This window comes from Eubacterium sp. MSJ-13, from assembly GCF_018918235.1.
Classification (GTDB): Bacteria; Bacillota; Clostridia; order Lachnospirales; family Lachnospiraceae; genus Butyribacter.
Map to the genome: position 1 here is coordinate 1 of NZ_JAHLQE010000005.1, position 11600 is coordinate 11600.

Consider the following 11600-nt stretch of genomic DNA (forward strand, 5'->3'; position numbering starts at 1 on the left):
ATACTTTCGTTACTATTTGTGCCGCCAGTCGAAGGCGGCGGAATGGAGATTAATATGGATAAATCAAAAAATCGAAAGAAAAGCAAACATGGCAACAAATAATCTCTAAACAAAATTGATTAGTAGTTGTCGAGTTTGAATAGAGGAATATGCCTCACAAAGCTTGTATTTATGGGCTTTGTGGGGCTTTTTATTTTGTTTTGGGGATGAAATGGGGATGTTTCATCCAAATTTTGCTTAATTTTAGCTCTAGAGTTTGGCTCATAGTGTCAAGAAACCCTTTAAACATGCGGATTTGTTGTGGGGATGGGTATGATGGATGAAGACAACAGGTATGCCTTAAAACCCAATGATAAGGATTCAGATGGTATTCAAATTATAAGATGCATCAACAGGGAGATACAATCAAAATATGCGTGTAGTCGTTTTGTAGGGGTATGCAATGATTTGGATATTTTTGCTAATGTTCCGTTGCAATCAGGTAAGAAGTTTATTATGACTTATAATAACAATTTTTTGGATGTTGCTCGGTATTATTTTGCGTCAGGTAACTTTTTAAGTGATGATGAAAAAACATTGTCTGGTCAGATTAAAGACAAAATAGTGAGCATGCAAAGGATGGAACGCTGGAGAAAGTGTTGGATGAGCTGTATCCTGAGTCGGAGTAGAGGATGCACCCGGAAACGGGTGCATTTTTGCGATTCTGCAGTGGACTATTGTACAAATATTCGTTGTCTTATGGTGGATTTGTCAGTATAATACAGTATAAGAAGAACAAGTTATAGAACAGATGAAAATAGGCAGAAGAATAGCTAGAGGTAAAAACTTGAATTTTCAATAAAAATACTTGATCATATGAGGAGGAAAATAAATGGCAGAATCGCATTTTAATTATACTGTGATAGAAGAAGTACATAAATCGAAAATATGGGATAATCACATTTTTAAGGTTAAAGTTAAAGGAAAAGATAAGATATATGTTTTGAAATTGTATGGCGGTATTAATGAGCCATTTCAGAAATTAGTATTTAACAGAGAAATGGAAGCTCTTAAAGTATTGAATTCTTGCAGTAATATTGTAAAAATAAGAGATACAACAGCATCGTTAAAATATAAGGGGAAATCTAATTATGGCGCCATACTAATGGATTATGTAGATGGAAAGACATTGGATTTGTATGATTGGAATTCATTCACGCAATTGAAGAAGTACGAAATATGTTTAAAAATTCTGCAGGCAGTATATAATGCACATGCAAATGATGTAATACATAGAGATTTAAAGCCTCAAAATATCATTTATGATGATGTAAATGACGAGATTACAATTATAGATTTTGGCTCAAGCAAGATAAAGACAATTATTGAGAAAGAAACTACTATGCCAATGTTTTCAGAAACTTATTCGGCACCAGAAGTTGTAAAAGGAAATGATATTACTGAAAAATGCGATTACTATTCTATGGGTGTTATTTTTTTTGAATTATTTTTGTGTAAAGAAGCAGAATCAAATGCAGAAATGATTAGTTTGATTGAAAAATCTAGTATGGATGAAGTGTTAAAAGGTATGCTTCGTTCGATGCTTCAGGATAATCCATCTGATAGACCGGAATCAATAGATGAAATTACAGATGTTTTTACACAATTAATAGGTGAATTAAACACATCTGCAAATGATTATAGTGTATTCATCGATTTTGAAAAAATGCGCTATTTGAAACGTAGTATGGTAATTGAAAATAGCATGAACATGACGCAATTTACCAATTCATTCTTAAAAAGAGAATTTTCAGAAAGATACGGATATTATGATGAAAAGCATGAGAAATATGTCATTACAGGAAAAAATATTGTAGTGGAATGTAGCTATGATGAAACAATAGGAGTTTTTGCTGTAATGAAGATTTCTGAAGTTGCAACTGATCATAGAAATATTAATATTCGTAGAAGTTTTAAAATTGAAGGTAAGCTCTCTTTTTGTGATCCTAGATTTAGATATACATGTCATAATGGAAAAGATAATAAAAAGCTATGGATTATGTTTAAAAATAGACGTGAAGAGAACGAACGATACAGGGAACGTGAAGAAAAATTTGAGAAGCTATTTGGAAGCTGGCAAGAGGGATTAGAGGAATCTATTATTAGCGAAAAGGACAAAGTTGCAAAAATAGTATATTCTGAATCGTATATTGAAAATGGTCAAATTGTTTTAGAAGTAGACGAATGTCAAAATAAGTCAATAGATGAGCTAGAGCAAAACACAAAATTTATCATTGAAGGTGTTGATGATAGAGGACAACCTGTATATTTTGAATTGGGTATTCTAGATGATATTATATGTGATGATGATAGCGTTAAAATAGTTATACAAATGCCTAAAAAAGTGTTAAAAGGAAATGTAAGAACATTGCTTAAGAAGAAATGCAATGTAATGGAAGACTTTCGTGCAAATACCAGTTCTTATAAGCGTCAGATGAGTGCAATTAGATTACTAAAAAGTGAAGAGTATTCTGCACGAAATTTGAAAGATATTTTGTTAAATGTTGAAGAACCAGAGGAGATACCAACGATATTTGAACCTAAATTTATTGCACAAAATCTAAATCCGTCACAACAACAAGCAGTGAAAAAAGCTTTAAACTCTGAAAATATTGGATTGATACAGGGACCACCTGGAACTGGAAAAACAAAGGTAATAAAGGAAATAATAGGACAAGTTGTTACGAAATCTATAAAAACAGCAGATAGTCCTAGAATACTTATTGTTTCGCAGTCACATACAGCGGTGGATAATATTTTGGAAGGCTTAGACAGTACTATTTCAGATGATTTAGAAATAGTCAGAATAGGAGCTGACAAAAACGTATCACCCAAAATATCTTGTAGATATACGATGCCAGCTCATAGAGACAAGCTTTTTTATGATGTGAAGAAGAATGTTGAAGAGTATGACAAAAGTATGGAAGAAGTATACCAAGACATATCAGATCAGAGAATTCTTGATAGATGGAAGAAAATAAAAGAAATACAAAAGGATTGGATTGATAGGTCTGTAGAAAAGGACTGCCTTGATTATCAGTTAGTACGAAGTGCTACGGTTATAGCAGGAACATGTATAGGTTTTTTAGCAAATAGTTTTGTTAAAGATATGGAATTTGATTATGTTATTATTGATGAAGCAGCAAAGGCAACAACACCAGAATTGCTGGTTTCTATAATCAAAGCAAAAAAGATAATTTTAGTAGGAGATCAAAATCAGTTACCAGCTTATGCAGACAAAAGCATATCTCCAAAGATTGCAAAACTGACAAAAAATCCGGAATATAGAATGTTTGATATCTTATTTGAAACATTACCAGATTCACACAAGCAAGTTTTAAGTACCCAATATAGAATGATAAGAAATATTGGAAATTTGATTAGTACCGTTTTCTATGGAGGAACAATTGATACTGGGTGCAAGGACGAAGATAAACTTCATGGACTATCGAGATACGAAGGTAATTCTATAATTTGGTTTGATACTTCAGAAAACAGAAAAAGAAAGCAGAAGAAAACCAAAGGAAATTCATTCATGAATGAGGAAGAAAAACGTATTATTTTAGATATTCTTGAGGATTTAAAGAAATCGAATGAATTAGATAACCAAGATATAGGGATAATTACTGGATATAGTGGACAAAAAGATATTCTTCGAAATTCAGTTAAAGCAATCGGATATGACAAGATTGCACAAATTGATATTAATGTGTTAGATGCTTTTCAAGGACGAGAGAATGATATTATTATGTATAGTACAGTAAGGACAGATAATTCAATTGGATTCCAGAAAGAAAAGAAGCGTGTAAATGTTGCTTTTTCTAGGGCAAAAAAATTGTTGATAATCTGTGGTGACTTAAATTTCTTTTATAATTATAATGATCCAAATAATAAATTTATTGAAATAATAGACTACATTAGAACTCACGATCATTGCAAGATTATTTCATGTAAGGGGGGAAAACTATTTTGAAAAAATTAATTGAAGATTTGTTCCAACACATTATACCTGTAAATGAAGGATATGAGTATCTTTTTTCTGATTTAGTATATGTACCAATATATGAGACATCATTGCTTGTAACTAAGAGAACCATTATGCCAATTAGTCTTGTTGAAGAAAAAGTACTTCAGCTTATTGATGTAGGTGTCTATCAAATTGATGTGATAGCTCAGATATTAGGATTGAAACGAAAGTTGTTAGATGTAACGTTAGCTGATTTGTATTCAAAAAATCTTGTAATGGTATCGACTAATTCTTGTAAAATGATGACAGCAGGTAGAGAGGCGTTAAACAACCTTAATAGAACAGAAAAAAAACAAGACATTCTGAAAAATGTATGTCTTGATGGAATCTTAGGGAATATTATTGATTCCTCAGCGTATGAATTGCAAAATAATGTACGAGATAACGATGGAAAATTGAAACCAATAATTCCTACTGGAGAAGTCAAATATTATATAGAGCAATTCAAAAGGATATCTCAGATATTTGACGAAGAAAATGTTTTGTATTTTTCAGAGGGAGTTCAGCCGATAAAAGAAGAATTGTTGAAGATAGATAAGGTTGATGGTACTTTTGTTAAATATATTAAAATACCAATTCACATATATGTAAGTTCGAATGGTTTGGATATTGATATTGTACAAGTATCAAATAAGCATAAAGAGTTGTTAGAAATGTACAAAGATTATATCATTGAACAGATAAATAATAAAAAGGTATTAAAGAACCATTTTAAGTATAGAAGAATTAATCAACAGGGGTATGAAGGAGAGATTCTTGAAGAAAAGAGTGGTCTATATGATGAGTTAAAAAAGATACATTTCACAAAAAACAAAAAAAGTATTGATTATACCCTTATCACAGATGAAGTTTTTAATGATAGAAAATTAATGGATGGTGAATATAGAGATATTCTAAAATACATTGTTTCTCAATCTTCGGACGTGGATTTATATGTAGATAATCTTGACGATTGGGCATTTGATAGTCAATTTACTGCTACGCTTACAGAGAATATGGGTAAATCAAATTTATCAGTATATTATGCACAATCCAATAATATAAAAGCTGCAAAAAAACAAATTGAGTGGAATTTTAAAGGCGAATGCAAATGTGTAGAAAATGATAAGAAATATTTTTTTTGTTGGAAGACAGAATCATATTTGCTTTATGGTGTGCCAAAATTGAGAAATGTAATAGATGATAATACAATGTGCCTATGTATGTCATACTATTTGCACACTAACTCATAATATGGAATATGTTGATTGCAATGATGGATATGACAAGTTATTTTTGTGGAGAACCATGATTATTAGGCTTTTATCTAAAAAGCACAGCTTTTTATCCATAAGATGGGATATTGTTTTATAGGATTTTAGGGATTCACATATAGCCTGTGGATTTTTGATGAAAAGCTGATGAGAAAATGAATGGTACTGTGATTGACTTTTTGCATACAATAGTGTATATTTAAGTTACAAAAAGAAGATACTACAGTCGGAACGGAGACTTAAAACCCGTTTCCAGTGGTCGGGATGAAGACCTAAAACTCATTCCCATTACAGAGTAAACTGCTAAAAATCAAAGGCGGATGGCTTCGGTCATCCGTCTTTCTTTCACAAAGGAGCTAAAATGGCAGAGGAAAGTTTTAAGGAACGTGCCAGACAGGAAATGATAAAAGCTGCAAAACAGTATAAAGACATTTATGTTGATTATGAGTATCTAATTTGCTCGGTAGCATTTGAAAAAAATGATTATTATATAATTGCAGCAGAGGAAGATAATTTCCAACATTTAACAGGTGTACATTCCAATATAGATGCTAAGACATTTTTTCATAAATGTTACGATGGAACATTGACGGAAGAGGATTTCGATTTCGCAAAAGCAGGACAGAATGAGAAGTCAGCAAAAGGTACAGTAAGAAGAAAAATACAGGTTTTGCCGGATATGATGACACTAATGAAATCGGATGTTCAAGTAGAAGAAGGCTTTCGGAAAAATCGGGTAGTGTGTTCGCTGGCAACAGCGGATGGAAACTGCACATTAGGTTTTTCAGAATCAAAGAAAGCACGTCCGAAGTCCTTGATAAAAGGAAATGAATTGAAGAATCCGGGAACTGTAGATTTGATTCTAAGAAAAACAACTGGAAGTTTATTCTTTGATAAAATTATTGTTGGAGATACAGCAATGCTTAAGCAGTTCAGAGAAAAAATTGAGGATATTGTGTCAGCAAAGTTGTTTGAAGATGTAACAGGAGAATAAGACATATGAATGATGAAGATCATGTTTTGTTAAGTGAAAAATTAGAAGATCAGCTTAAAGCTGTAGAGTGGGCGCGTGAACAGAAGAAGAAAATTCTTGATGACAAAAGTAGATGTATCGCAGAGGCACTTATGGAAAAAATGACACCTTTGATAATGAAGAATAGTGTACAGAAATAGCGTGGGTACAATTTGGGTACACCAGAAATACAACTGTATAAACAATATATGAAATAGTATCAAAATGATATGATTTTTGCATGAAAAAATACTATTTTCATAAGAAAAATCGAACCTGAAAAAGAGTTTGAATAACAAATTAAAATGCCGAAAGCTTGTATATGCAGGTTTACGGCATTTGTTTTTTCAAATGCCCCTAATTTTGCTCTATTTGTAGAGGAGTAATGCTTTTGATAAAATTACTATATCGTTTTGATAGGTTGATTAGGAGATAAGATGACAGATAATGAAATGGAATTTATAAAAGGTATATTTTCGGGAGATAGTAGTGGACATGACTATTATCACACGATAAGAGTATATAAATTGGCTGTTAAAATCGCGAAACAGGAAAAAGCAGATGTTAAAATAGTGCAATTGGCAGCCCTGTTACATGATGTGGACGATATTAAACTTTCATCGGATACTTATGCTGTTAAGAAGAAGGCAGTTGATTTTATGACAGCTAACAAGATAAATGGGAAAAGGATAGAGGCAGTATTAAAGATTATAGATGAAGTTTCGTTTGCTGGAACGGATTCAGTCGTACCTGATACCATAGAAGGAAAATGTGTGCAGGATGCAGACCGACTTGATGCTATAGGAGCTATTGGAATTGCCAGAACATTTGCATATGGTGGTAGTAGGGGAAGAAAGATTTATGATCCGGAAATAAAACCTAAAATGGGAATGAACAAAGAAGAGTATCGGAATAATCAAGATTCTACAAGCATTAATCATTTTTATGAAAAGTTGCTCTTGTTGAAAGACATGATGAATACGACTGAGGGAAGGAAATTGGCAGAACATAGACAGGCTGTAATGCAGGAATTTCTTAATGAGTTTATGATAGAATGGAAAGGGGAAAAATGATGAAAGTAAAATTTTATGATAAAGTTAATGACGAATTATTAAAATTTGCAGTAATTATCTCACAGAGTAACGGCAAGTGGGTATTTTGCAAACACAAAGAAAGAGATACATATGAAGTGCCGGGAGGGCATAGAGAAGCTGGGGAGAACATTCTTGAAACGGCTAAAAGAGAATTGCAGGAAGAAACAGGCGCACTTAAATTTGAGATAAAACCAATCTGTGTTTACTCAGTAACAGGTAAGAACAGAGTAAATGATACAGGTGAGGAAACATTTGGACTCCTTTGTTTTGCAGAGATAACAGAGTTTGCGAAAGAATTACATAGCGAAATGGAGAAGATTGTTCTTATGGATGAATTGCCTGAGAACTGGACATATCCTTTGATACAGCCGAAATTGATAGAAAAGTATTTGCAGGTAAAAGAAGTGTAGTGTTGAACCGATGAGAACAGAGGGTATTTTTTATGCCGAGTTTGATATGGTAGCTATTAGAGAACAAAGAAATTGGGAAATGTTAGAAAATTATTTTGTAAGGTAGAAACATACAGTCGGTTGTTAAGTAAAGAAATCAGGAAAACATTTATAAGGGATAGATAGTCAGAATATATAAGCCAAAAAGAGAGTATTTTATGTCATTAGGATAAAAAAGCGCAGCTTGTATCACATGATGAGCAGGATATGATAAACAATATTTTAAACAAATGAGAAAGTAAGGCAAGTATGTTAAGATTAAGACCATATAATAAAAATGATGCGAAAACAATTATGTCATGGATAAAGGATGAGAAATCTTTTTATAAATGGACAGTAGGATTTTTTACTATGAGAAGACCGAATGAATTTTTTGAGGAATTACGGTGTGGTATTGTAATTGTTGATTTAGAGAAACGCAGACAGGAATATGGAAAAAAGATGCTGAAATTAGGGTTGAAATATGCTAGGGAAATATTTTGCGTAAACAAAGTTTCATTAGGTGTTTTTGGAAATAATAAATCAGCTTATTATTGTTATAAGTCAATAGGGTTTAAGGATGTATTTCAAGATAAAATAGAAAAGTATACTGTAATGGGAAAAGAATGGAATTGCCTTGAATTGGAAATAAAGCTATAAATCAAGATTTAAATTGCAATTGTTCTGGCAGTATACTTGATTATATTAGGATGCTATCTAATGAAATACATATGACAGGGAGTTAAGCGTCCGGGAAATGCTCGTTTAGCGTTGACCGGAGCGAATCGTAGAGACCGCTTTCAGGGTTTTATGATACGGAACAATCGGAATACAATGAATGGGTGATAATGCAAAGTTATAATGTAGATGTGAAGTTGAGTCTGGCAACTGAAATACATACTGAAGGTGCTAGGTGACAGTGGCACCTGTTTAGCACTGGCCAAAACTGAGTATAAACATAGCGCCGATGACGGTTTAGGAGTTTATTTTGATAACGGCGAAAACGAGAAAACAAAGGTTTGGTAAATTACATTACATATGGTTTGAAAACGACAGTGTGTGGGAGGTTTTTATGGAAATTTATAATAACGGTTTCAAAGGTGTTATCTTTCGTAAAACAAGAATATGTTCCGTCATATTTTTTCACCAGTGACTTCACATTGGCAAGACCATATCCATGATAAAATTCATGTTGACTTTGACTATCATGTAGTGGTTGCGTGTTTGGATGACATGTATTTTTGATATGTATAATAAATTCTAATTCAGTAGTAAAAAGTTCTGTATATATTTTTCTTGGATAGGGAGAGGGGATGCCTATGGCAGCGTTCAAACTATTATCTATATCTAATAAGTTTCCAATAATAATACAAAGGTCATAATCGTCCGTAGGGATGCTGGAAGGAATAATTTGTATCTTTGTATCAAAATAAATGTTGTCGTTTTGTGCAATGGTCATGTAATTGCTTACAAAAGCATCAATTACTAAATTACCGGTGTTGATGCCGATATAGTGTTGCTCCAAATGGATAAGAGCTTTTTGAATATAAAAAAGTGTTTTTTTGTATCGTGTAGTAAACTGCGTGTATTACGATAAGCATATGAGAGTTGTTGGTATTTTGTTGTTTGAAAATCTATCTGCTTGGAGGTTTCTCGCGTACATTGAAATTGTCTTGCATATATTGTGGATAGTGGTTTACAAAAATAATGCAAACATTATTAGCATCGGTTTCACGAATTCTGGCAGTGGTTTCGATACCGGTAAGACGGGGCATTTCTACATCAAGAAACAGGATTTGAAAAAAAGCTGTGTTGTTAATAGTTTGTAATAAGTCATCAAAGTTTGCTAGGTTTCAACTGGATTTCAAGAATTTTGAGGATGTAGGTTATTATGCAGATGCGTGGCAGGAATATGAGGATATTTGGAAAGAGAGTAAATTTTCTGATAAATATGAGAAAGCAAAAAAAGCAGTAGCAGAGAAGCAAAAGAAACTGTTAAAGGAATTGGAGAGGCAGTATGAAAAATGGAAATAAAATGTCTAAGGTATCATGTTTGCTTGTGATGTGTGCCTTGCACTTGTAGTGGTAGTTGTTTTAGTGATTTCATTTTTGGGTAGAACAGGAAGTGACACAAAATCATCTATGCAGGAATGGTTTTGTGATGTTTTTTTCCGGAGCATTATATGGGAATAAGGGAATGTTTAAATATTCATAATTTAGAGGATGTCTTTGTGCATTATACAAAGGATGTGGGGAGATAGCGGGATAAAAGAAAAGGTAATTGGCTGGCGCAAAATAATATATGTTTGAATAGATTGTAAAACAAGAATAGAAGGCTTGCAGTTAATAGTGTTATGAGCAAGTAGTAGAGTGGATTGCGAATATATACTTGAACGAACAATCAATAATATGATACCCCTTAAGCAGACAAGGCAAATAACCAAAATCTGTTTAGGGGGTATTTTGCTGTGTTAGATTTTGTTGTATAATACAAATAGAAGTCTTAGAATTTATGTTTTTTAAGAAAGGATGGCAGCAACATGGAGATTAAAAGTTTATTGATAAAGGATACAACAAAAGAAGAAAGAATTCGTATTGTTCAGGAGGGGCTTAATCAATGCGGAGGTGCTTGTGATTTTTGCAACGGATGTGACAATTTAGGTGGTGGTTCTGTCGATGCATTTTATGAGCCATATATCAATGGAGAAAAAGAATTGCGTCAGTTAAATGAGGAATACAGAAGTAATTCAGGTATGGTGAAGTAGGTGATAGTATTATGGGAGCACCAGATTTAAAAGATTCTACGATAGAGGAAAGAAGACAATATATTAAAAACACATTCAAGTGCATTGCCGACTGCGATATGTGTGGACTTTGCACAGTGTTTCGGGGAAAGGATCCTGAAATTGCATATCAGGATTATATCAATGGAAAGCGTGATTTTATGGATGTGTCAAATGATTATAAGTAGTTAGAAAATCATGGAATGATGCAGATATAAATTTGAGAAAATAGTACAGGCAATTTATAGGATAATGTATATTTTATCTTGTGCAGTCTTTTGAAAAATTTATGTATGATGTGTACTTATTATGGTAGTGGCTAAGCTGAAAGAAGGTGGGCGGAGTGGGATTGTTTAAAAAGAAATTTGTTGCAAAGTCCTATGATAGTGTAAATATGAAACCGGTAATCAAGGCAAGCATATGTAATGGTGAGCAGGTTGCAGGATTTAAGGATATGAATACAGGTAAGATAGAAGAGATTATGTTGATAAAGACTCCGGAGGATCTTGAAAGTTTTAAAGTTATGTATGGAATAAGTGAAGAAATAACAAAGGAGTATTAATGGAAAATTCAGTTATAGGAAAGATAGTGACAGTGACGGTTGACAGACCAATGGGAAGTTATCACCCGGAACATAAAGATATGTATTATCCGGTCAACTATGGTTATATAGAAGAAATTATCGCACCTGACGGGGAGGAGCAGGATGCTTATATATTGGGCGTTGATAAGGCTGTAGATAAGTTTACGGGAAAAATCATTGCAGTTGTTCATCGAATAGATGATGTAGAAGAAAAATGGGTGGTTGCACCGGAAAATATGACTTTTACAAAAGAGGAAATTAACAGACAGATTTATTTTCAGGAACAGTATTTTAAAACACGACTGATTGTTTCTGAGTAAAATAACTAGTGTACTGTATCAATGATTTTCAGCTAAATAACGCAGGGTAAATTTTCAATCT

Annotated in this window: 15 protein-coding genes; 13 read left to right on the forward strand and 2 right to left on the reverse strand. The window is 32.9% G+C overall.

The genetic code is table 11. The features are described 5' to 3' along the window. Nucleotides 1-312: 312 nt before the first annotated feature. From KQI69_RS00215 to KQI69_RS00250, 8 genes are all read left to right on the forward strand, one after another. Entirely contained in the window at nt 313-759 is a 447-nt protein-coding gene (locus KQI69_RS00215; RefSeq protein ID WP_216563234.1) for a hypothetical protein, read from the forward strand. A gap of 112 nt (nt 760-871) precedes the next feature. Next, entirely contained in the window at nt 872-4012 is a 3141-nt protein-coding gene (locus tag KQI69_RS00220; protein ID WP_216563236.1) for an AAA domain-containing protein, read from the forward strand. Next, nucleotides 4009-5298 carry a hypothetical protein gene (locus tag KQI69_RS00225; protein WP_216563238.1) on the forward strand — a complete coding sequence of 430 codons (1290 nt, stop codon included), beginning with the start codon at nt 4009-4011 and terminating at the stop codon, nt 5296-5298. Before KQI69_RS00220 ends, KQI69_RS00225 begins: the two co-directional genes overlap by 4 nt. A 382-nt stretch (nt 5299-5680) precedes the next feature. Then, entirely contained in the window at nt 5681-6313 is a 633-nt protein-coding gene (locus tag KQI69_RS00230; RefSeq protein ID WP_216563240.1) for a PBECR4 domain-containing protein, read from the forward strand. Nucleotides 6314-6318: 5 nt separating this feature from the next. Beyond that, complete coding sequence (locus tag KQI69_RS00235; RefSeq protein WP_216563241.1) at nt 6319-6492, forward strand: hypothetical protein; 174 nt, start codon at nt 6319-6321, stop codon at nt 6490-6492. Nucleotides 6493-6768: 276 nt separating this feature from the next. Further along, complete coding sequence (locus tag KQI69_RS00240) at nt 6769-7404, forward strand: HD domain-containing protein (protein ID WP_216563243.1); 636 nt, start codon at nt 6769-6771, stop codon at nt 7402-7404. Beyond that, nucleotides 7404-7835, forward strand: a complete 432-nt coding sequence (locus KQI69_RS00245; RefSeq protein ID WP_253288925.1) for an NUDIX domain-containing protein — start codon at nt 7404-7406, stop codon at nt 7833-7835. Before KQI69_RS00240 ends, KQI69_RS00245 begins: the two co-directional genes overlap by 1 nt. A gap of 288 nt (nt 7836-8123) precedes the next feature. Further along, the gene (locus KQI69_RS00250) at nt 8124-8513 is read left to right on the forward strand and encodes a GNAT family N-acetyltransferase (protein WP_216563247.1); all 390 of its coding nucleotides are present in this window, start codon (nt 8124-8126) and stop codon (nt 8511-8513) included. A gap of 367 nt (nt 8514-8880) precedes the next feature. Here the strand turns inward: KQI69_RS00250 and KQI69_RS00255 are convergent, their stop codons facing one another. Both KQI69_RS00255 and KQI69_RS00260 read right to left on the reverse strand, forming a co-directional pair. Then, nucleotides 8881-9378, reverse strand: a complete 498-nt coding sequence (locus tag KQI69_RS00255; protein ID WP_216563249.1) for a GHKL domain-containing protein — start codon at nt 9376-9378, stop codon at nt 8881-8883. Between the two features lie 109 nt (nt 9379-9487). Continuing rightward, nucleotides 9488-9673 (reverse strand): hypothetical protein, encoded by a 186-nt coding sequence (locus KQI69_RS00260; protein ID WP_216563258.1) that lies wholly within the window; start codon nt 9671-9673, stop codon nt 9488-9490. Here KQI69_RS00260 and KQI69_RS00265 point away from each other — a divergent pair. The 5 genes from KQI69_RS00265 to KQI69_RS00285 all read left to right on the forward strand — a co-directional run bounded on the left by KQI69_RS00265 (nt 9663) and on the right by KQI69_RS00285 (nt 11539). Beyond that, entirely contained in the window at nt 9663-9887 is a 225-nt protein-coding gene (locus KQI69_RS00265; RefSeq protein ID WP_216563251.1) for a hypothetical protein, read from the forward strand. The genes KQI69_RS00260 and KQI69_RS00265 overlap by 11 nt on opposite strands. Before the next feature lie 506 nt (nt 9888-10393). Next, the gene (locus tag KQI69_RS00270) at nt 10394-10618 is read left to right on the forward strand and encodes a hypothetical protein (RefSeq protein ID WP_022013278.1); all 225 of its coding nucleotides are present in this window, start codon (nt 10394-10396) and stop codon (nt 10616-10618) included. Nucleotides 10619-10629: 11 nt separating this feature from the next. Further along, nucleotides 10630-10824: a hypothetical protein gene (locus tag KQI69_RS00275; protein ID WP_216563253.1), complete on the forward strand. Its 195-nt coding sequence runs from the start codon at nt 10630-10632 to the stop codon at nt 10822-10824. 155 nt (nt 10825-10979) lie between these two features. Continuing rightward, nucleotides 10980-11198: an aspartate dehydrogenase gene (locus tag KQI69_RS00280; protein ID WP_216563254.1), complete on the forward strand. Its 219-nt coding sequence runs from the start codon at nt 10980-10982 to the stop codon at nt 11196-11198. After that, entirely contained in the window at nt 11198-11539 is a 342-nt protein-coding gene (locus tag KQI69_RS00285; RefSeq protein WP_216563256.1) for an inorganic diphosphatase, read from the forward strand. The genes KQI69_RS00280 and KQI69_RS00285 overlap by 1 nt, the downstream gene beginning before the upstream one ends. Nucleotides 11540-11600: the final 61 nt, after the last annotated feature.